This is a genomic window from Kribbella sp. CA-247076 (assembly GCF_050942445.1).
Classification (GTDB): Bacteria; Actinomycetota; Actinomycetes; order Propionibacteriales; family Kribbellaceae; genus Kribbella.
Genome location: NZ_CP192051.1, coordinates 1,014,256 through 1,034,256, shown reverse-complemented (window position 1 = coordinate 1,034,256; position 20,001 = coordinate 1,014,256). Strand labels below are relative to the sequence as shown.

Below are 20,001 nucleotides of genomic sequence, written 5' to 3'. Positions count from 1 at the left end.
GGCGGTACCTGAGTAACTGTGACGTGACGCACAGGCAAACCCGGCATTTCGTTCATATCGTTCGTCGCAGCGGACCAGTGGCCCGCTGGAATGCACAAATGTCGCGCATCCTATGCACACTGTCGACATGAGAGATCGGCCGTGGGAGCTGCGCCGCCAGGTGCTCTGGCTGCAGACCGTCACGGCCGCGGTGTTGATCGCGATGGTCTGGATCACTATGGTCGCCCGCTCCCGGGCGCAGGCGGTCCGGGACGCCGCGGCCGCCGGGATCGCGCCGCCCGGCTGGTGGGAGCTGATCAGGCTGGACGTGCGTTCGATGCTCGGCGTCGCGAGCCTGATGCTCGGGGTCGCGATCGCGGGCAACGCGCTGGTCTCCTGGCGGGTCCGCCGAGCGACCCGCGGCATCGGCACCCAGGCGCTGGCCCGCATGCTCGACTTCTACGAGGGAGTCCTGCGCGCCGCCCGCGAAGGCCTGATCCTGCTCGACGCGGACGGCCAGGTGCAGTTGGTCAACGACGAGGCTCGTCACCTCCTCGGTCTGGACGCGGTCGCGCCGGGCACCCCGATCTCCGAGCTCCACCTGGGCAGCACGTTGTCCGAACTGATGATCGCCGGCCGGACGGCGTACGACGAGCTTCACCTCGGCGCCGACGGGGTCGTGGTCGTCAACCAGCAACCGGCGCGGTCCGGGCGGATCGTCACGCTGCGGGACCATACCCAGTTGCAGCGGCTCCTCGGGGAGCTGGATGCGGTCCGCAGCCTGGCCGACTCGCTGCAGGCGCAGAACCACGAGGCCTCGAACCGCCTGCACACCGTGGTCAGCCTGATCGAGATCGGCAAACCGGAGAAGGCGCGGGAGTTCGCGGTCTCGGAGCTGCAGTTCGCGCAGGCGATGACGGACCGCGTCGTCGGCACGGTCGGCGACCCGGTGCTCGCGTCGCTCCTGCTCGCCAAACTGTCCCAGGCCCAGGAACGCGGCGTCGTGCTGACGCTGGAGCTCGGGCAGGAGGCCCTCAACACCCGGCTGCCCGCGCAGGACGTGGTCACGGTGGTGGGCAACCTGCTCGACAACGCGATCGAAGCCGCACGCGGCGGATCCGCTCCCCGCCGGGTCGAGCTGCGGGCGAGTACGACGCCGGACGCGATCGACCTCGCCGTGACCAATACCGGCGCCGAGCTGGGTGCGGTAGAACTGGCGCACATGTTCGACCGAGGCTGGACGACCAAGGCCGAGCCGGGACACGGTCTCGGGCTCGTGCTGGTACGCAGTACGGTCGAGCGCTGGCAGGGGACGGTGATGGTGGATCCGGATTCCGAGCTGGACGACGTACCGGCGCTGACCGTGCGGGTCCGGCTGCCGCGGGCGGTGGACGCCAGTGCCTGACCTGCGGGTCCTCGTCGTCGAGGACGACCCGGTCGCCGCGGAGGCTCATCGCACGTACGTCGACCGGCTGCCCGGCTTCACGTGTCTCGGCGTCGCGGGGACGGCGGCCCGGGCGCTCCAGGTGCTCGCTCGCGGCGAGGTCGACCTGGTGCTGCTGGACATGCATCTCCCGGACGGGCACGGACTGGACGTCGTCCGCCGGATGCGTGCCTTGGGCAACCAGACCGACGTGGTCGCGGTGACGTCGGCCCGGGAGGTGGCCGCGGTGCAGGCGGCGGCGCGGATCGGCGTGGTGCAGTACGTGCTGAAACCCTTTGCGTACGAGACTTTGCGCGACCGACTGACGGCGTACGCGCGGCAACGCAAGGCGGCCGCCTCCGGTCAGGTGGTCGCGGACCAGGACGAGGTCGACCGGTTGTTGCATCCGGCAACCGTGTCGTCGTCGGTGCCGAAAGGGCTGGCCGGATCGGTGCTGGACCGGGTCGTCCAGCTCCTCGGGAACCGCGAGGGCTGGACCGCCGAGGAGGTGGCCGCGTCCCTCGGCACCTCACGGATCACAGCCCGCCGCTACCTCGAACACCTCGCCGACCAGGGCCAGGCGTTGCGCACCCAGCGGTACGACGGCCGCAGCGGCCGGCCGAAGGTCGAGTACTCCTGGGTGGCCGAGAGTTAGGCCCGGACGAGGGTCGCCCAGAGGTGGGGCTGGAGGGGCTGGCCCTCGGCGGCCATGTCGTAGGCCCAGAGCAGCTCGCCCTTGACCAGGCCGTACAGCCGGTGGCCGGCGCTGACCTCCTTGGCCGTCTCGGTGCGGGCGACCACATCGGTCCGCAGCTCGATCTTCGCGCCGTCGATCTCGCCGTACCAGATCTCCGCGACACCGGTCGGGTGCGCGAGCACCAGCTCGACCTTGTTGTCCGGCTTCGGCCGCCAGAACCCGGTCTCGACCGCGAGCGGGCGTTCCTTCGTGCCGTCCTCGCCGACGACGTACGTCTGGCTCACGTAATGCATGTAGGGCTTGCCGTTGTGGCTGAAGTCGATCTGCTGACCGAACTCGAACTTCTCGATCGTCGGGTAGTCCCCGTGACCGCGGCCCTCCCAGCGACCGAGCAGCCAGGCCAGCGGCATCAGGTCGGGGTGGAGGTCCTGCGGGATCTCGAACGCCATCTCAGGTCTCAGTTGGTGCTGCGGCCGCGGTACAGCCGGTAGACGACGAATGCCGAGAACCAGCCCATGAACACACAGACCAGGACCAGCAGCGTGGTGAAGATGACGTGCAGCACGTCGGCCAGTCTAGAGGATGGTCGCGGCGGACCTTCGGCTACCGTGGCGTGATGTCCCGCACGCTGGTGATCAAGCTGACCGCAGGTGCCGACGAGCCCGAACGCGCCAACCAGGCGTTCACCGTGGCCGCGACCGCCGTCGCCGCCGGAGCCACGGTGTCGCTCTGGCTCACCGGCGAGGCCGTCTGGTTCGCCGTACCCGGGCGGGCCGAGAAGTTCGACCTCCCCCACGCGGCGCCGCTCGCGGACCTGCTCGCGGCCGTGGTCGAAGGCGGTCAGCTGACCGTCTGCACCCAGTGCGCCAAACGCCGCGACCTGACCGAGGCCGATCTAGTCCCCGGCACACGAATCGCCGGCGCCCCAGCCTTCACCGAAGAAATCCTCACCCAAAACACCCAAGCCATCGTCTACTAACCCCACTCCGCCCACCGGCGACGGCGAGTCGGTGACGGCACGCCCGGAGACGTGCAGTGGGACGGTACGCCGGGGACGTGTGGTGGGGTTGGTGTGGTGGAGATGGCGTTTTCGGGATGGTGTGGTGGGGCGTTCGCACCGGGGACGGTGTGGTGCGCAGTGCGTGGCGGAACGGTGTGGTGGGGATGGTGGGGGTGTGGTTTGGTTACTCGCCTAGGCCGGGGCCGTCGGTGCGGCCGCCGCGGTTGACGTTCACCTGGTGCTGCTGAGCGGGCGTCTGACCGCCGCGGCCGCCGGTGAGCGCCTCCTCGCGCGGTGGAACGGCCGCGCCGGTGGCCGGCGAGGTCCCGGAGTTGGCGACGTGCTGATTCCGCCCGATCTCGTCCGGCGTCATCCCGTTCGGTCGATCACCTTGCTGCCGACCGTCCGAGCTCTGCGCGTGCTCAGCCCGCTGCTCATCAAGCACCCGCTCGACGGGCTGCACCCGCTGCTCGCCAGACTGATCGACCGCCGGTCCCTGCGCCTGCTGATCCTCCCCGATCACCGGCGGAGTAGCACCATCAGCATCCACGTACTGCCCACGCGTCGGCTCGTTCACCTCAGCCTGCGCCGCCCGCTCCCCCGCCGGCCGAATCACCCCATCGTCACCAAGCTCAACCTGTTGCTCGCCCTCCGGCCCACCCACCTGCTGAGCATCCTGCCCATCCAGCTCCGCCTGACGAGCCTGCTCGGCTCCCGGCCCCCCCAACTCCTGAGCGTCCCGCCCGTCCAGCTCCGGTTGGCGAACCTGATCAGGCTCCGCCCCATCCACCTCAGCCTGCCGAACCTGGTCCGCGTCCGGCCCATCCGCTTCCGGCGCGCGGACCTGGTCGGCGTCCAGCCCATCTACTTCCTGCGCACGAACCTGGTCGGCCCCCGGCTCGTTCACTTCCTGCGCACGGACCTGGTCAGCGTCGGGCCCGTTCGCCTCCTGTGTGCGGTCCTGGTCGGCGTCTGGTCCGTTGAGCTCCTGGTCGGCGGTCGGGCGGCTGACGCCGTCGTCGCCCAGCTCGACGTCCTGTTCGGCTTCCCGACTGTTCAGCTCGTCGGCGCGGTCGTCACGTTCGTCGTTCAGTTCGTCGACGGCGGCCGCCGTACCTGCGGCCGCCGCGACCGGCACCGTGGGATCAGGCCCGCGCTCCTGCTCGTCGCGCTCGCGCTGGCGTTCCTGCTCCCGCCGCGCCTCGGCCTCACGATCCCGCTCGGCCTGCTCCTCCTGGCGGTCCTCGACCTGATCGTCCACCCCGTCGCCGTCCTGGTCGACGGCCTGCTCACGGTCCTCGGCCTGCTCCTCCCGCTGCCGCGCGTCGTCCGCCGCCTCCCGGCGCTCCTCGACGTCGTTGGGCACCCCGTCGCGATCGGGATCGAGGCTGTCCGCCCGCGCCTGGTCGAGATCGGCCTGCTGGCGGTCGATCTCCGCCTGGCGCTGCGCGTTCTGCTCCTGCAGCCGGTCGTTCTGCTCCCGCAACTGCTGGATCTGCCGCTCGATCTCGCCCCACTGCGACGCCCGGTCCGGGTCGTTGTTGATCGCCCGGTCGAGATCCGCGTTGTGCGTCCGCGCGTTCCGCATGGCCTCCAGTAGCGAACGCGCCTCCTGCCGGCGGCTGAGAGCGTTCCGCAGCCGCCGCAGGTGCCGCAGCTGGGTCCGCAGCCCCGACAGCGTCTGCTCGAAGATGTCTTCCGCTTCGGCCATCACGCCACCTCGCTCGCATAGACGGAGTACCCGAAGCCGGCCTGCGCGTCCTCCGGCCCGGGCTGTGTCGCGTACAGGTGAAACTCGGCGCCCGGCTTCAGCCAGACCGCCAGGTGACGCCGGCGTCCCCGCCACTCGGGCGGGACCCGGGGATCGTCACCGGGACCGACGTACACCGGCGCGCCCCAGTGCTTGCGGGCCAACAGCAACTGGTTGGGCCAGTACTCGTCCAGCCCTTCCTCGGCCTCGGTCTGCTCCCCCGGACCGATCTCGTACGCCGACCACCCGCTGCGCGGACTCTCCGGCAGTACGGCGTCCGGCAGCACGAGCATCACGGTCTCGCGCGGAGTGACCAGGCCCCATGTGTAGCGGTTGGGGTCGATGTTGCCGGGAGCCCACGGACGCCAGCCGGTGGCCGCGGTGACGCGGGAGACCAGCGCGCGGATCGCGTCCAGCCCGGTCCCCGGTGGTCCCCAGATCGATCTCCAGTCGGAGACCTCGGCGAGGTCGGCCATGGCGCGTTCGTCATCGTCGGACGACCGCAGCTGCGTCTTCACCCGTCGACTCCTCTCTCAGCCCGCCAAGCCTAAGCCCAGCCGGTGCCACCACCCCCGGACCGACGGACAGAACGACAGGAGGTATCCGGCTCGCGCGAACGGCCCGAGCGGGACGAGCGGGCTAGGAGCGGCCGATCCGACCGACACCTCCTGTCGTTCTGCACCTCACCGCTTGACGTTCAGCAGCCCACGGGCCTCGTCCGGCGACATCGGCGGGCGCTGCGCCAAGGTCGCGAGGGTCGCGGCACGCTCGACCAGCTCGGCGTTGTGCGTGACCGGCTGTCCCTTCGCCAGCGTCAACGTGTCCTCCATCCCGACCCGCAGGTGTCCGCCCTTCGACAACGCGGCCAGTGCGACCGGCAGCGTCGTACGCCCGACTCCGGTGGCAGACCAGGACGTCACCGCGGCCGGCAGCGCGTTGACCGCGGCGACCAATGCGTCCGTCGTGCCAGGCATGCCGCCCGGGACGCCCATCACCAGATCGCAGTGCACGCGCCCGCCGTACGGCAGACCGAACTTGTCCAGCAACCGGTGCAACGCGGCCACGTGCCCGAGGTCGAACAGCTCGAACTCCGGCACGACCTCCCGCTCCTGCGTGAGCCGATAGAGCTCGGTGACGAACGGCCACGGGTTCATGAACACGTCATCACCGAAGTTGACCGTGCCCATCGTCAGCGAGCACGAGTCCGGCGCGGCGTCCAGCACCCGCAGGCGATGGTCGAACGGATCGGTCACCGCGCCGCCGGTCGACAACTGCACGATCAGGGCGGTGTTCTCCCGTACGGCGGCGACGGTCTCGGTCAGCCGGCCGAGATCGAGTGTCGGCCGGTGCTCGCCGTCGCGGATGTGAATGTGGATCATCGCGGCCCCGGCCGCCTCGCACCGCTTCGCGGTCTCGACCAGTTCGTCGAGCGTCGTCGGCAGCGCCGGGCAGTCCGCCTTGGCGGTCTCGGCGCCGGTGGGAGCAACGGTGATCAGAGTCGAGGCCATGAACAGATCCTGCCAGATCGCCGACCGGACAGGACATTCGCCGGTTCGATGCCCTGATGACCGGACGATCTCCCGCACGGCAGGATGGAGGCATGAGAGCCGTCGTACAGCGTGTCAGTCAGGCATCGGTCACCGTCGAGGGCGAGGTGGTCGGTGCGATCGACGAGCCCGGGCTGCTGGTGCTGCTCGGCGTCACCCACGACGACACCGAGGAGCAGGCGAAGGCGCTCGCCGCGAAGATCTGGACGCTGCGCATCCTCCGCGACGAGCGTTCCTGCGCCGACGAGCAGGCGCCGATCCTCGCCATCAGCCAGTTCACCCTGTACGCCGACACCCGCAAAGGCCGCCGCCCGTCCTGGAGCGCCGCAGCCCCGGCCCCCGTCTCGGAACCCCTGTACGACGCCTTCTGCGCAGCCCTCGAGTCCCTCGGCGCCAAGGTGGAACGCGGCCGCTTCGGCACCCACATGAACGTTGCCCTGGTCAACGACGGCCCGGTCACCCTGATCCTCGACGCCTGAGAGTCGGTACGAAGAACGGCCCCGGCCGGATCACTGGGATCCAGCCGGGGCCGGTGTCGTGCTGTTCTGAATCGGTGAGGTTCGACTCAGAAGGGTGCGTCGGGCTGGATCAGCCGATGACGCCGGCGGCCGAGTGGCCGACGATGACCTTGGTGTTCAGGCTGTAGACGTCGATCACCAGGGCGTTGACCGAGATGTACCGCTGCTGCTTCACGACCTGGTTGAAGGTCAGCTTGGCGATGCCCGGGATGTCCAGCGTGGCGTTCGGGCCGGTCTTGACCGGGTACACCTTGTTGCCGACGCGGATCGAGGCGATGCTCGAGCTGTGGTCCAGGCCGACCTTGCCGTCCTTGGTCTTCCACGCCGCGGCGGAGGACTCGATGGCGCCGATCGACAGGTTGCCGACCTTCACACCCGCGACGTGCGAGGTGAACTTCACGGCCGACTTGTCCATGCTCATGTAGCCGTTCTTCGTGGTGTAGACCGCACCCACGTAAGCGACCTTCGGGATGTTCAGCTCGCCGATCGCGTTCCGGATCGTCTTGCCTTCCGTGCCCTGGCAGGTGGCCTGGTAGGAGGTCGGACCGGAGACGACCAGCTTGTCCGCGTGCGCCTTGGTGCCGTAGGCGTCACCGATCACCATCGCGGTGGCCGGCTTGGTGATCTCCGAGCGTGTCTTCAGCACCGCGACGTCGACACCCTGCGGGATGTACTTGTTCTTCACCGTGGCGTGCAGCACGACGGCCTGCGCGTACGAGTAGATGCCGGTGTTGGTCTTCACGCCACCGACGCGGTTCAGCACGATGTAGCCAAGGCCCGGTACGGCGACCTTGGTGTTCGGCTCGGGCTTGAGCAGCGACGGCACCGAGACGGAACCGATCTTCACGCCGGCGAAGGTGGTGCTGCCGGTGTAGGACAGCTTGCCGTTCTTGTACACCGCCGTGGTGGTGGTCTTCACACCCGTCAGGTGCAGCAGGCTGCCGAGCTTGATGTCGACCGCGGTCGCGTTGCTGGTGACGCCGTTCCCAAACTTGTTGTTGAACGAGTGCGTGTCCGTCCGCACGGTGCGGGCGATCGCGTGGTTGTTGACGTTCGCGGCGGCGAGGTCGTTCTTGTCGGACCGGTTCGAGTCCGTGGTGCAGCTGATCTGGCTGACCACCTGCGGGCCGCTGTTCGCCAGACCCGACTGGACGTCGGTGCCGAACGCGTAGCCGCTGTAGCCGAAGACGGGCGACGCGGACGCCGAACCCGAGGTCAGCGCGATCGTAGAAGCCACGCCGACAACCGCGGCAACACCGACGGCAGCGAGCTTCTTGTATCCGATGCGGGGTCTCATGACCCCTCCTCCCTGAGTGATGACGTGACCCGGATGGCGGGCCAGGACACAGACACAACTCAGTCGGTTGCGGTAGGTAACGAGAAGGTTCCTCTCCGAGACCAAACCGTTACCTGTCCGCTCGGCGGGCGAGATTTTCCGACCGCACCCGTAACCCGGCGGTGATGCCCGAATCCCTGCACACAGGACGGTTTCCGGGCAAGCCGAAGGGCCCGGACGCGCAAGGTCCGGGCCCTTCGGGGACCGCATCAGGGTGGGCCGCCGCGGGTGGGCGGCGGCACCATCTGTAACGAGCGACAAGTCAGACGGTAACGGCCACCTCGGCGACCTCGCCGTACTGGGCGACGACCTGGCGGTCGACCGGCGCCGCCTTCGGCGCCAGCGTCCGCAGTGTCCAGCTGCCCGGCGCCGCGAAGAACCGGAAGTGCCCGGTCGCGGACGTCGGTACCTCGGCGGTGAACTCACCCGAGGCGTCCAGCAGCCGCACGTACGCGCCGCCGACAGGCTCCTCGCCGCGCAGCACCTGCCCCTGGATCACGGCTTCCTTGTCGACGTCGACACCCTTGAGGTCGAGGCCGCCCTTCTTCGCTCCGCACATGTGTCAGGCCTTTCCGGGTTCGTCGCCGAGGGCAACGGGTACGCCGACCAGCGAACCCCACTCGGTCCAGGAACCGTCGTAGTTCTTCACGTTCGCCTGACCGAGGATCTCGTGCAGCACGAACCAGGTGTGCGCCGACCGCTCACCGATGCGGCAGTAGGCGATGGTGTCCTTGCCGAAGTCGACGCCGGCGTCGGCGTACAGCGACTTCAGCTCGTCGTCGGACCGGAAGGTGCCGTCGTCGTTGGCGGCCTTGCTCCAGGGGATGTTCGCGGCGGTCGGGATGTGACCCGCGCGCTGCGCCTGCTCCTGCGGCAGGTGGGCCGGGGCGAGCAGCCGGCCGGCGTACTCGTCGGGGCTGCGGACGTCGACCAGGTTCTTCACGCCGATGGCCTCGTTGACCTCGTCGCGGAACGCGCGGATGGTGAGGTCCGGCTCCTTGGCCTTGTACTCGGTGGCGTCGCGCTTCACGACCTCGTCGGTCAGCTCGCGGCTGTCCAGCTCCCAGCGCTTGCGGCCGCCGTCGAGCAGCCGGACGTCGCCGTGGCCGTACAGCTTGAAGTACCAGTACGCGTACGCCGCGAACCAGTTGTTGTTGCCGCCGTACAGGACGACCGTGTCCTCGTTCTTCACGCCACGCTCGGACAGCAGCGCCTCGAACTGCTGCTGGTTCACGAAGTCACGCCGTACCGGGTCCTGCAGGTCGTCCTTCCAGTCCAGCTTGATCGCGCCGGCGATGTGGCCGGCGTCGTACGCCGAGACGTCTTCGTCGACCTCGATCAGGACGACCCCGGCGTCGTTCTTGTGCTCCTCGACCCAGTCGGCCGAGACGAGCGCGGATTCCCTGCTCATGTGTGCTGCCTCTTCTCAGTTGGTAGCGGTTGACGGCGTACGAATGCGGTGGATCAGCAGATAGGCCTCGCACCCGAGGCAGAGCCCGACGGCCGCGTTCACGAAAGCGGCGACCAGGGCGAATCCGGTGGCGACCACGCCGAGCACGGTGACGCCGGTCAGGTACCCGATCAGACCGGCGGCCGCGAAGACGAGGCCGACCAGCTGGGCGAACCGCGGCGGCGCCGCGTCCTCCAGCTCGCGCGGCGGGCCCAGCTGCGGGCGGACCAGCCGCTTGAACAGTTGCCCGTACGGCGACGCGTGGACGCCGAACGCGACCGAGATCGCGAACACCACGGCCTGGACCGCGAGCGGCCAGGCACTGTTCAGGATCAGCGTCAGCGCGAGCAGCACGGTGGTGATGCCCGCCGCGAACCGGAGTCCGCGCGGATCGACTGTGGCTGTCGTGTCGGACATGACGACTCCCCGAGGGAGATGGATCGAGCCGGACCCGCCCGGGTACGCGGGAGACGACGTACGCGGAACCGTGCTCAGCGACCGGTTCCGCAGCGCTCGGGACGCCGCCTGGTCAGCGGCGACGACACAGCGACGAGCGCACCCGGCAGTTGTCCACCGCCCGGCGCTTGGTCAGCCATGTCGTGTAAGCCACGGCATCGAGAGTACGGAAAGCGGGCGGGCCCACCAGCCGTGGTCCCATTTCGTGAGACAACTGTTCACATCGCGGTCAAACGCGGACCACGTTGGTCGCCGCGATCTTGTCGTGCAGGGCCTGCTTCTTGTCGTCCCACAGCGGCCACAGGTAGTTGATCAGCGCGAGGAAGCCGAACAGCGTCCCGACCAGCGGGATCGCCCCGAGCACGCTGAGCAGGATCTCGAAGCCGTACCGCTTGGCCACGGCCTGCCCCGGCGGAAGGCCGGGGACGTCGCGCAACCGGACTGCGATCCCCAGCGCCATCTTCCCGGGGGTGGCGCCCTTCTTGGTCAGGAACAGGTACTCGTACACGAACGACACGGCCATGCCGATCAGCACGGCCGGGATCATCCACTGGTACGCCTCGGGCGGGAGCGCGGTCGTGGTCGTCGGCGTCCCGGCGGCCGCGGCGTCCATGGTCTCTTCCAGGTACTCCCAGATCACCAGGAAGTACTGGTAGTAGAAGTAGCCGGTCAGCGGCAGGCCGATGATGCCGACGATGATCGAGTCGATGATGCGGGCGAACACCCGCCGCCACCAGCCGGACAGTTGCTGGCCGTCCGGAGTGGTGTGCACCTTCTGACCGGGGTAGCCGTAGCCGCCCTGCTGGGGGTACGGCTGCTGACCGCCGTACTGCTGGCCTTGCTGCTGCTGGCCGTGCTGCTGTTGTGGGCCCGGTTGGCCGTATTGCTGGGGTTTCGGTTGCCCGTACTGCGCCGGCCCGGGCTGGCCGCCGCCGTACACCTGGCCGTGCTGGACCGGTTGGCCGAACTGCTGCTGCCCCGCGGGCTGACCGAACTGGCCCTGGTACGGCGGCGGACTCTGGCGCGGACGCCGGTCGTCGGTCCACGCGTTGCCGTCCCAGTACCGCTGCTGGGACTGGTCCTGGGGGTCGTCGTACCAACCGGCTGGATAGCTCACCGCCAAAGCATCACCTACGCGGCGGTCCATTCGCCATTCGGTGGCAGGTACCGGACGGGCTCAGCGGGGCGCGTGCTCGATCGCGGTCGCCAGTGCGGCGATCACGTCGGGCTTGCGCGGCGCGCCGCTGGCCCGCTTCACGATCGCGCCGGCGCTGTCGAGGACCAAGGTGGTCGGCGTACGCAGGATGTCCAGCCGCCGGACCAGCTCGAGATGCTTCTCGGCGTCGAGTTCGACGTGCCGCACGCCATCGACCATGCCCTCGACCTCGGCCAGTGTCCGTCGGGTCGCGCGGCAGGGCGCGCAGAACGCCGACGAGAACTGCAGCAGCGTCGCCCGCTCACCGAGCTCGCTGCCGATGTCCGCCGCGGAGACCCGGTCCACGCTGTCCACGTCGTGCGCCTCTGTCCTTCTGACCTGCCGGGTACCCCGGAAGCGGCCGTCGAGCTTGGACTTGAGCAGACTGAGAATGACGCCGACGGCGACCGCACCGACCAGCACCCACATCCCCAGGCTCATGACAACCCAGCGTACGTCGCAGACCTAGGCCCCCAAACGGTCGTTCACCACTCGGACGCACGCCCGCGCACCACTCCGACGGGGTCCGCGCATCACTCTGAGGGGCGCGCCCGCGCATCCTCGCTTGAAGGCGCGCCCGCGCATCCTCGCTTGAAGGCGCGCCCGCGCATCACCCGCTCCGAGGGGCGTCCGCGCGTCAGTCCGACGGGCGCCCTCGCAGCCGCTTGGTCTCGCCGCGGCGCTTCTTGTCGTCCAGCCGCCGGCGGACCGAGCTCTTGCTCGGCTTGGTCGGCCGCCGCTGCCGAGGCGGGGCCGCGATCGCGTCCCGCAGCAGCGCCGCGAGCCGGGTCCGCGCCGCCTCCCGGTTCCGCCACTGCGACTTGTGCTCCGACGCCGCGACCGTCAGTACGCCGTCCACCAGCCGCGACCGCAGCCGCTCGAGCGCGCGAGCCCGCAGTACGTCGGACAGCGCCGTCGTACCGCGGACGTCGAAGCTCAGCTCCACCCGGCTGTCGGTGGTGTTGACCGACTGACCGCCCGGACCGCTGGACCGCGAGAAGCGCCAGGCCAACTCCGTCTCCGGGATCACCACCCCGGCGCGCACCACCAGCCCGCTGTCCACAACCCCATTCAACCGGACCTCCGGCCTAGGAGGCCTGTGCCCGCGGCGGGCTCAGGCTTTGGCGTCGGCGGTTTCGCGAGTGTTGGTGGGCGGGATCACGAACCGGTAGCCGACGTTCCGCACGGTGCCGATCAGGGATTCGTGCTCCGGGCCGAGCTTCGCGCGCAGCCGCCGTACGTGCACGTCCACCGTCCGCGTCCCACCGAAGTAGTCGTACCCCCACACCTCCTGCAGCAACTGCTCCCGGGTGAACACCCGCCCCGGATGCTGCGCGAGGAACTTGAACAGCTCGAACTCCTTGTACGTCAGGTCGAGCGCCCGCCCGTTGAGCTTCGCGGTGTACGACGCCTCGTCGATCACCACGTCACCGGTGCGGATCAGCGAACTGTCGGGCTCGTCGTTGCGAGCCGCTGCGAGCCGGCCGATCACCAGCCGCAGCCGCGCCTCGATCTCGGCCGGGCCGGCCGTGTCCAGCAGTACGTCGTCCGCGCCCCAGTCGGCGTTCACCGCGGTCAGGCCGCCCTCGGTCACGACCAGGATCAGCGGTACGTCGACCCCGGTGGTCCGGATCAGGCGGGAGACACCCCGGACCGCCACCAGGTCGCGGCGGGCGTCGAGCAGGACAGCGTCCGCGTCTGGGGCGTCGACCAGCGCGGCGACCTCGGCGGGAAGGATCCGGATCTGGTGCGGCAGCAGGGCGAGCGAGGGCAGCACCTCGGTGGACGCCTGCAGCGCGTTCGTCAGCAGAAGCAACGTACTCACGCTGTCTCCTTGTGCTGGTCGGTGGATCCCCCGAGAGCGATCCGGTCCTTCTGCACGTCAGGCCCCGACGGCGTCATTGCCGGGGGCCTGAGACACACTGGATAGCAACAGCAAGCTGACATAATAGCTGAGACTTAACCGATTAGTGAGGCGTACTCCCAGATGCCGGAAGTCACCATCAGGTACTTCGCCGCCGCCCGCGCCGCCGCCGGCGAGTCCTCTGCGACCGCCGACGCCGCCTCGATCCGCGACCTGATCGGCACCGTCTCCGCCGACCGCCCCGAGCTGGCCCGGGTCCTCGGCATCTGCACCTTCCTGCTCGACGGCCAGCGCGCCGACCCCTCCACCCCGCTCCACGCCGGCGCCCAGGTAGACGCCCTCCCACCCTTCGCCGGCGGCTGACCCGCCTCCAGCATCACTCCCCCAGCCGGGCCCAATGCACGACGGCCAGCCCCAAAGCAAGTTGTCGGAGCTCGGCGCAGGTCGGAGCTCGGGGCAAATCAGGGCTCAGACCAGGTCGGACTCGGAGCACGTTGGGGCTCGGAGCAGCTTGGAGCTCAGAGCAGGTCGGGGCTCAGAGCAGGTCGGGGCTCAGAGCAGGTCGGGGCTCAGAGCAGGTCGGGGCTCAGAGCAGGTCGGGGCTCAGAGCAGGTCGGGGCTCAGAGCAGGAACTTCAGGAGCACGAGGGTGAGTGCGACTGCAGTCATCAGAGCCGCCTTCCCAGACCCGATCCCCCGCTTCAGCGCCGCCCCGAACACAGCCACTGTCAACGGCACCAGCATCACCAGCAACGTGATCCCGGCCGCGTGCACGCCGACATGCGACCGCGCAGTCAGCACCAGACCGAGAACCATCGCGAACGTGAGCCCCAGCCAGGTCGTGAGCTGGATCGGCCCGTCATCACTGCGATGCCCGCGATGCGACGCACGGGCGGCACGGCGATGCGAAGTCGGAGCAACGTGCGCCATCGGTCACCTTCCGTAAAAGACCGAATACGCAAGGTACCAGCAACAAACCCGATCGTAAAAAGCTGCCCCCTCAACCTCTCCCACGCCCTCTCCCGCCCCGCGAACCCGCCCGACCGCCTCACGAGCGCGCCCGGGTCCGCCGGTACGCCGCCCGCAATCGGCGTACCGGCGTACTCGACGGGTCAGGAGCCGGTGGAGATGCGGTCCGTCGGGACCGGGGTGTAGGGGTCGTGGGCGGTGAGGTAGTTCGCGAAGGCATCGATGTCGAGACCGCCGAAGAACTTGTTCGTCCCCGTGGTGAACGCCGGGAAGCCGTCGCCACCGTCGGACAGGAAGTTGTTCGTGACGATGCGGTACGTCGTCCCGTCCACCAGCGGCTGCCCGGCGATCTTGATCGACCCCGGGACCACCTTCGAGCCCGCGGGCGCGGCCGGGTTCCAGGTGTAGGTGATGCCCGCGACCTGGAGGACCTTGAACTTCGGCGCCTCCGGACCGTTCACGCCGGAGAACTGCTGCTCCAGCAGGGTCTTGATCTGCGTCCCGGTCATGTCCATCGACACCAGGAAGTTGTTGAACGGCTGCACGGTGAACGCCTGCCCGAAGGTGACCTCACCGCCGTTCGACGCCAGGTCGGCCCGGATACCGCCCGGGTTCATGAACGCCGCCACCGGCGCCTTCCCGTCCGTCACCACCGACGGGTCGGCGAGTTGTGCGTCGGCGATCAGATTGCCCAGCGGGGACTCGAGCGACTCGTCCGGCGTACGCGAGACCGACGACGTGGTGAGGTGACCGATGACCTTGTTCGCGATCGGCGCGACCAGGGTCTGGTACTTCGCGATCAGCGCACTCGTCCGGGCGTCCTTCGGCACGTCCTGCGTGACGATCTGGTTGTTGGCGATCGTGTTCGCCCGGTCGACGTCACCGGTCTTGTTGTCGATGCTCAGCCGCACCTCGGTGACGAGCTTGCCGAACGACGACGCACTGGTCACGAGCCGGGGCGCGCCGGCCTTGTCCTGCAGGGTGCAGTTGTAGCCCTGGTGGGTGTGGCCGGAGATGATCGCGTCGATCTCCGGGTCGAGACCGGCGTTGATGTCAACGATCGGGCCGGAGATCCCGGGGCAGCTGTTGTACGCCCGCGGATCGACCGGGAACCCGCCCTCGTGCAGCAGCACGACGATCGACTCCGCGCCCTTCTTCTTCAGGATCGGGACCAGCTTGTTGGCGGTCTCGATCTCGTCGGTGAAGGTCAGCCCCTCGACACCGGACTGGGTGACGATGTTCGGGGTGTCCTCCAGCGTCATGCCGATGAAGGCGACCTTGCGGCCGTCCTTGAAGGTCTTGATCTTGTACGGCGCGAACAGCGTCTTCTGCGTGTTCTCGAAGAACACGTTCGCCGACAGATACTTGAACTTGGCGCCGGTGAACGGCTTCTTCGGGTCGGGGCAGGAGTTCTGGTTGTTCTCCCCGTCGCCGTCGGGGAGGCAGCCGCCGGTCTGCATCCGGAGCAACTCGTGCCAGCCCTCGTCGAACTCGTGGTTCCCGACGGACGCGACCTCCAGCCCCATCCCGCTCAGCGCCTCGATCGTCGGCTCGTCATGGAACGCCGCCGACAGCAGCGGCGAGGCGCCGATCAGGTCACCGGAGGCGACCGTGACCGACTGCTGGCCCTTGGCCGCGGCGGCCGCGCGCATCTGCTTGAGGTGCGTGGCGAGGAACTCCGCGCCACCCGCGGGCGTGCCGTTGACGTTGCCGCTCGAGCTGGTCGGGCTGTTCGGCGCGAGGTTGCCGTGGAAGTCGTTGAGCGCGAGCACCTGGATCTGGGTGTGCGTCGGCTTCGGCTTCGCCGTCGTCGCCGCCTGGGTCACGGATCCCCCCGTGGCCACAGCGAGCGCCGCGGCTGTCCCGGCGGCGACCAGCGCGGCCACCCGCCGTCCTCGCAGCCACGTCCGGTCTCGTCGTGTGAAGGCCATGTCTACTCCGTCGTAGTCGGTCACCGCTGGTGCGCGGTCCCGCGAAAATTACCCGACGCGGCGCGGCCCCTCCAAGGACTCGAGCATGAACTCATCCGGACCTTTTACGGTATTCCGGTGACCCTCGAAGCCGTGCCCTCACCGTTGCCCTCGGCCACCGCCGCCGCCGTCACAGAACTCGCTCGTGCGGCCGCACAGAGCGACGGCGTCAACCCACTCTCCGAACGCACGCTGCTCCATCTCGACGGTGAGCACCCGGGCGACGTCCACGTGCTCGCGTACGACGGCGACCCCGGCACGATCGAGGTCACCGGACTGCAGAGCGCCCGCAACCTCATCGGGTACGCCGCCCTGTCACCCGACGGCTCGGCCGAACTCGTGGTCACCCCCGCAGCCAGACGACAGGGCACTGGTACTGCGTTGCTGCGCATGCTGCTCGACCATGGTGGCGCAGGACTTCGTCTATGGGCCCACGGGCGACTCCCTGGCAGTGATGAGCTCGCAGCACGCCTTGGCCTCGAGGTATCCCGGGAGCTGTACTTCCTCCGGCGTACAAGGGCTGCACTGCCTGAACCGGTGTGGGCTGACGGGATCGACGTACGCACGTTCGTTCCCGGTGAGGACGACGCGGCGTGGCTGGAGGTCAACAGTCAGGCGTTCGCGGACCACCCGGAGCAGGGCAGCTGGACTGCCGCCGATCTGGCCGAGCGCCTGCACCAGCCGTGGTTCGACCCGGCCGGCTTCTTCCTGGCGGTCGACTCCGCGAGCGGCGCGCTGGCCGGCTTCCACTGGACGAAGGTCGAGGAGGGCGTCGGCGAGGTGTACGTCGTAGGCGTCGCCCCCGCGTACCAGGGCCACGGCCTGGGCAAGGCCCTCACCCTGGTCGGCCTCCACCACCTGCAGGAGGTACGACGCCTCGACGAGATCGTCCTGTACGTCGACGGCACCAACACCGCCGCCCGCCGCCTCTACGCCTCCCTCGGCTTCACCACCGCGGCCCTCGACGTCCAGTTCGCGCCTGTGAATGGCATCACAACGAATCCGTCCGCTCACATCACGTCATAAACCCCGCCCCCACCCGTCCCACCATCAACCAGGAGCCGTCCGCGCCTCTAACCCCCCAGCCGGACGGCTCCTGGCCCGCCCGCACTTATCCACAACTGCACCTTTTGACATCGAGCACCGCGCTCACCCCCCGTTACGATCATCCCGACTACGGAGGGCAGACACCCGTGACTAACCGCAACAGGCCACCACTCCCACTCCTCCTGGCCTGCCTAACCACACTCTCACTAACCGCCTGCACCAACAGCCCCGAAGCCGGCCGCCCCAACACCGCGCCGCCATCAACACAGACTTCGGCCCCGACCGGATCGCAGTCCAGCCCCGGTGCGACCACACCGCCGCCGGTGTCCAGTCCCGCGGCGCCACCGTCGCGACCAGACGCAGCGGCGGGGAATTCGCTCGCCGCCGGAGAGGCATTCCTGGGCTATTACATAGAGCTGCTCAACTACTCGTACGTCACCGGTGACTCCGCACCATTCCTTGCGGAGAGCGACAAGGGGTGCGTCGGTTGCAACGGCATCGCCAAGTATGTGCAGAAGATCAACGCGAACAACGGCGGTCTCGAAGGCGACTTCAAGGATCAGTTGGTTGATGTGAAGGAGATCTACCGAGGCGAGTCCGGCAGGCTGGGCGGCTCCGCTTCGGTCAAGAGCGGTGCCTACAGAGAACGTCCGACGCCTGGCGCACCTCTTGTTTCCCAGCCGGCAAGCACAGGAACGATGGAATTCACCCTGTCGGCAAAGGGAGGCAACTGGGTGATGTTCGAGATGCAGATCAACGAATGAGCACCAACAACGCACGACTGGCGGGCGCGGGCGTCGTACTGCTCGCACTCCTCGTCGGGGGTATCGCGGTCGTGTTCGCCGGGGCATCGATGAACAGCGCCCAAGCCGTGCCGTCCAGCGAGTCCACCAAGAAGCCGAAGCCAACGCCGACGGTGACCGGCAAGAAGAATAACTGGGGTGCGACCGTGGGAGGCAGCACGACCAGTCAGTCGAACCGCCTACGTCCCAAGAAACCCACGAAGTCGGACCGCCATGAGAAATCGAGCGGCGAGCGGCCGCCGCTGAGGAGAGTTCTGGAGACGTCCGACCAGGCTAGACGCCCGTTTCGGATGAACATCGGCATCTGCGGCCGAGCCGGCGCCGACGGAACCATCCCCGGCCCGGCGCGTTGCCAGCCGCTCGAGCCCGACGAGCCGGTGCCGCCGACGCCGGGCGGGGTTGTCGTGGAGCGGATTCCCAGGCCGCAGGATGTCACTTGGGAGCAGGTCCTGTCGGAGAGCAGGAACGTGCTGTTTCCGGGCCTGACCGTCAAGGTGCAGCCGACGTCACGGACGCTCGTCAATCTCGACACCATCGTCTATACCGACGAGAGCAAGGTTTCGACGACCCAGGTCACGATCCTGGGATTCCCAGTCGATGTCGAAGCCACGCCGATGAGTTATCTCTGGGCGTTCGGCGACGGCACGACTCTGCGGACGACGACTCCGGGCAAGCCGTACCCCGCCAAGGAGATCACCCATAAATACCTGAAGCGCGGAGGCGTCAATCTCACGCTGACGACCGACTACGCGGCACGGTTCCGTGTCGCCGGAGGTGCATGGCAATACATTTCCGGGACGGTTCCAATCACCGGGCCCGCGACGCCGTTGCAGGTTCGGGAGGCTGTGCCGGTGTTGGTTGAGCCGGGGGGTTAGGGGTTCAGGGCCTGGTTCAGGTGGGTGGTGAGGGCTTGGTGGGCTGCTCGGGTGGCGCCGGGGAGGGTTTGTAGGTTGTGGTGGCCGTGGGTGAGGGACGGGTGGTGGTCGTGGGTTACCGGGACGCCGGCCTGGCGGAGGGCTTCGGCGTACTCGGTGCCTTCGTCTCGGAGGGGGTCGAAGCCGGCGGTGGTGATGTAGGCGGGGGCCAGGCCGGTGAGGTCGTCGGCGAGGAGTGGGGAGACGATCGGGTCGGGGCGGAGGGTGGGGTCCGGGGTGTAGTGGTCGCGGTACCAGATGATGTCGTGCTCGGTGAGGATGAAGCCGCCGTCGCCGAACAGGTCCCGGCTCGGCCGGCGGTTGACCAGGTCGAGGGCGGGATAGAGCAGGACCTGGAGGGCGGGTCGCAGGAGGTCGCGGCGTACGCACTGCTGGGCGACCACGGCGGCCAGGTTGCCGCCGGCGCTGTCGCCGCCGACGGCGACCAGTGACGGGTCGACGCCGAGGTCCTCGGCGTGGTCGACGGCCCAGGTGAACGCGGCGATCGCGTCCTCGGCCGCGGTCGGGGCCGGTGCCTCCGGAGCGAGGCGGTAGTCGACGGACAGCACCCGGATCCCGGCGTCGTCGGCCATCGAACGGCACAGCGAGTCGTGGGTGTCGAGGTCTCCGATGACCCAGCCGCCGCCGTGCAGGAAGACCAGCAGGCCGCGTCCGGCCTGGCGCGGGACGTAGAGGCGGGCGCCCAGTTGGCCGTCGGCACCGCGGACGGTGAGTTCGGTCACACGCTGTAGTTCACGCGGTGTGCCCGCGACCAGTTTGCACACGGTCCGCAGGTGCGACCGGGCGGTCGCCACGCTCGACTTGGGTGCGCTCGGCAACAATCCCTCGATCCGCAGGAGCATCTGCAGCTCGGGGTCGAGGGTGTTGCCGTCGATCTGGATCGGAGCGCCGGCCAGTCGCCGCCGTACCGCCGTGGGCAGCGCGTACAGCGGCGTCAGGGCGTTCGCCTGGACGGCGGAGACCGTGCCGCGCAGGAGCGAGTCCAGTCGTGGGTTCACGAGGAGTGACGCTAGCAACTGGTACGGCGCGCCCGGCAACCGGAATCGACATGCCCTCGGCAACC

At 68.9% G+C, this 20,001-nt stretch carries 23 protein-coding genes; 8 read left to right on the top strand and 15 right to left on the bottom strand.

Annotation, left to right across the window (positions count from 1 at the left end):
• Positions 1-127 precede the first annotated feature (127 nt).
• A complete protein-coding gene (locus tag ACQPYZ_RS04945; protein WP_433165679.1) occupies positions 128-1,384 on the top strand; it encodes a sensor histidine kinase in 1,257 nt (418 codons plus the stop codon).
• Positions 1,377-2,057, top strand: a complete 681-nt coding sequence (locus ACQPYZ_RS04940) for a response regulator (protein WP_433165677.1) — start codon at positions 1,377-1,379, stop codon at positions 2,055-2,057. The genes ACQPYZ_RS04945 and ACQPYZ_RS04940 overlap by 8 nt, the downstream gene beginning before the upstream one ends.
• Here ACQPYZ_RS04940 and ACQPYZ_RS04935 read toward each other — a convergent pair.
• On the bottom strand, positions 2,054-2,548 hold the full coding sequence (locus tag ACQPYZ_RS04935; protein ID WP_433165674.1) for an FABP family protein: 495 nt from the start codon (positions 2,546-2,548) through the stop codon (positions 2,054-2,056). The genes ACQPYZ_RS04940 and ACQPYZ_RS04935 overlap by 4 nt on opposite strands.
• Before the next feature lie 167 nt (positions 2,549-2,715).
• Between ACQPYZ_RS04935 and ACQPYZ_RS04930 the strand changes: the two genes are divergently transcribed.
• Positions 2,716-3,078 (top strand): DsrE family protein, encoded by a 363-nt coding sequence (locus ACQPYZ_RS04930; RefSeq protein ID WP_433165672.1) that lies wholly within the window; start codon positions 2,716-2,718, stop codon positions 3,076-3,078.
• 205 nt (positions 3,079-3,283) lie between these two features.
• On the opposite strand, the gene ACQPYZ_RS04925 is transcribed toward ACQPYZ_RS04930, so the two are convergent.
• The 3 genes from ACQPYZ_RS04925 to ACQPYZ_RS04915 all read right to left on the bottom strand — a co-directional run bounded on the left by ACQPYZ_RS04925 (position 3,284) and on the right by ACQPYZ_RS04915 (position 6,357).
• Positions 3,284-4,810 carry a hypothetical protein gene (locus ACQPYZ_RS04925; protein WP_433165670.1) on the bottom strand — a complete coding sequence of 509 codons (1,527 nt, stop codon included), beginning with the start codon at positions 4,808-4,810 and terminating at the stop codon, positions 3,284-3,286.
• Positions 4,810-5,367 carry a hypothetical protein gene (locus ACQPYZ_RS04920; protein ID WP_433165668.1) on the bottom strand — a complete coding sequence of 186 codons (558 nt, stop codon included), beginning with the start codon at positions 5,365-5,367 and terminating at the stop codon, positions 4,810-4,812. Before ACQPYZ_RS04920 ends, ACQPYZ_RS04925 begins: the two co-directional genes overlap by 1 nt.
• A gap of 165 nt (positions 5,368-5,532) precedes the next feature.
• Entirely contained in the window at positions 5,533-6,357 is an 825-nt protein-coding gene (locus tag ACQPYZ_RS04915; protein ID WP_433165666.1) for a 3-keto-5-aminohexanoate cleavage protein, read from the bottom strand.
• 92 nt (positions 6,358-6,449) lie between these two features.
• Between ACQPYZ_RS04915 and dtd the strand changes: the two genes are divergently transcribed.
• Complete coding sequence (dtd, locus tag ACQPYZ_RS04910) at positions 6,450-6,875, top strand: D-aminoacyl-tRNA deacylase (protein ID WP_433165664.1); 426 nt, start codon at positions 6,450-6,452, stop codon at positions 6,873-6,875.
• 109 nt (positions 6,876-6,984) lie between these two features.
• Here dtd and ACQPYZ_RS04905 read toward each other — a convergent pair whose 3' ends face one another.
• The 8 genes from ACQPYZ_RS04905 to ACQPYZ_RS04870 form a co-directional block, all read right to left on the bottom strand.
• A complete protein-coding gene (locus ACQPYZ_RS04905) occupies positions 6,985-8,211 on the bottom strand; it encodes a choice-of-anchor P family protein (RefSeq protein ID WP_433165662.1) in 1,227 nt (408 codons plus the stop codon).
• Between the two features lie 301 nt (positions 8,212-8,512).
• Entirely contained in the window at positions 8,513-8,809 is a 297-nt protein-coding gene (locus ACQPYZ_RS04900) for a DUF1416 domain-containing protein (RefSeq protein WP_433165660.1), read from the bottom strand.
• A 3-nt stretch (positions 8,810-8,812) separates the two neighbouring features.
• The gene (locus ACQPYZ_RS04895; RefSeq protein ID WP_433165658.1) at positions 8,813-9,661 is read right to left on the bottom strand and encodes a sulfurtransferase; all 849 of its coding nucleotides are present in this window, start codon (positions 9,659-9,661) and stop codon (positions 8,813-8,815) included.
• Between the two features lie 15 nt (positions 9,662-9,676).
• Entirely contained in the window at positions 9,677-10,117 is a 441-nt protein-coding gene (locus ACQPYZ_RS04890; RefSeq protein ID WP_433165656.1) for a DUF4395 domain-containing protein, read from the bottom strand.
• Positions 10,118-10,385: 268 nt separating this feature from the next.
• Positions 10,386-11,273, bottom strand: coding sequence for an RDD family protein (locus tag ACQPYZ_RS04885; RefSeq protein WP_433165654.1), 888 nt, complete (start codon positions 11,271-11,273; stop codon positions 10,386-10,388).
• 60 nt (positions 11,274-11,333) lie between these two features.
• The gene (locus tag ACQPYZ_RS04880; protein WP_433165652.1) at positions 11,334-11,792 is read right to left on the bottom strand and encodes a TlpA family protein disulfide reductase; all 459 of its coding nucleotides are present in this window, start codon (positions 11,790-11,792) and stop codon (positions 11,334-11,336) included.
• A 196-nt stretch (positions 11,793-11,988) separates the two neighbouring features.
• Positions 11,989-12,414, bottom strand: a complete 426-nt coding sequence (gene arfB / locus ACQPYZ_RS04875) for an alternative ribosome rescue aminoacyl-tRNA hydrolase ArfB (protein WP_433165650.1) — start codon at positions 12,412-12,414, stop codon at positions 11,989-11,991.
• Between the two features lie 51 nt (positions 12,415-12,465).
• The gene (locus ACQPYZ_RS04870) at positions 12,466-13,176 is read right to left on the bottom strand and encodes a winged helix-turn-helix domain-containing protein (RefSeq protein ID WP_433165648.1); all 711 of its coding nucleotides are present in this window, start codon (positions 13,174-13,176) and stop codon (positions 12,466-12,468) included.
• Between the two features lie 162 nt (positions 13,177-13,338).
• Here ACQPYZ_RS04870 and ACQPYZ_RS04865 point away from each other — a divergent pair, with 162 nt between their 5' ends.
• Positions 13,339-13,578, top strand: coding sequence for a MoaD/ThiS family protein (locus tag ACQPYZ_RS04865; RefSeq protein WP_433165646.1), 240 nt, complete (start codon positions 13,339-13,341; stop codon positions 13,576-13,578).
• 257 nt (positions 13,579-13,835) lie between these two features.
• Here the strand turns inward: ACQPYZ_RS04865 and ACQPYZ_RS04860 are convergent, their stop codons facing one another.
• The gene (locus tag ACQPYZ_RS04860; RefSeq protein ID WP_433165644.1) at positions 13,836-14,144 is read right to left on the bottom strand and encodes a hypothetical protein; all 309 of its coding nucleotides are present in this window, start codon (positions 14,142-14,144) and stop codon (positions 13,836-13,838) included.
• 182 nt (positions 14,145-14,326) lie between these two features.
• Positions 14,327-16,114: a bifunctional metallophosphatase/5'-nucleotidase gene (locus ACQPYZ_RS04855; RefSeq protein ID WP_433165642.1), complete on the bottom strand. Its 1,788-nt coding sequence runs from the start codon at positions 16,112-16,114 to the stop codon at positions 14,327-14,329.
• A gap of 117 nt (positions 16,115-16,231) precedes the next feature.
• On the opposite strand from ACQPYZ_RS04855, the gene mshD reads away from it, so the two are divergent.
• The 3 genes from mshD to ACQPYZ_RS04840 all read left to right on the top strand — a co-directional run bounded on the left by mshD (position 16,232) and on the right by ACQPYZ_RS04840 (position 18,878).
• Complete coding sequence (gene mshD, locus ACQPYZ_RS04850) at positions 16,232-17,179, top strand: mycothiol synthase (protein WP_433165640.1); 948 nt, start codon at positions 16,232-16,234, stop codon at positions 17,177-17,179.
• 344 nt (positions 17,180-17,523) lie between these two features.
• Positions 17,524-17,964: a DUF6318 family protein gene (locus ACQPYZ_RS04845; protein ID WP_433165638.1), complete on the top strand. Its 441-nt coding sequence runs from the start codon at positions 17,524-17,526 to the stop codon at positions 17,962-17,964.
• Positions 17,961-18,878, top strand: a complete 918-nt coding sequence (locus tag ACQPYZ_RS04840; protein ID WP_433165636.1) for a PKD domain-containing protein — start codon at positions 17,961-17,963, stop codon at positions 18,876-18,878. The genes ACQPYZ_RS04845 and ACQPYZ_RS04840 overlap by 4 nt, the downstream gene beginning before the upstream one ends.
• Here ACQPYZ_RS04840 and ACQPYZ_RS04835 read toward each other — a convergent pair.
• A complete protein-coding gene (locus tag ACQPYZ_RS04835; protein ID WP_433165634.1) occupies positions 18,875-19,936 on the bottom strand; it encodes an alpha/beta hydrolase in 1,062 nt (353 codons plus the stop codon). The genes ACQPYZ_RS04840 and ACQPYZ_RS04835 overlap by 4 nt on opposite strands.
• Positions 19,937-20,001 lie beyond the last annotated feature (65 nt).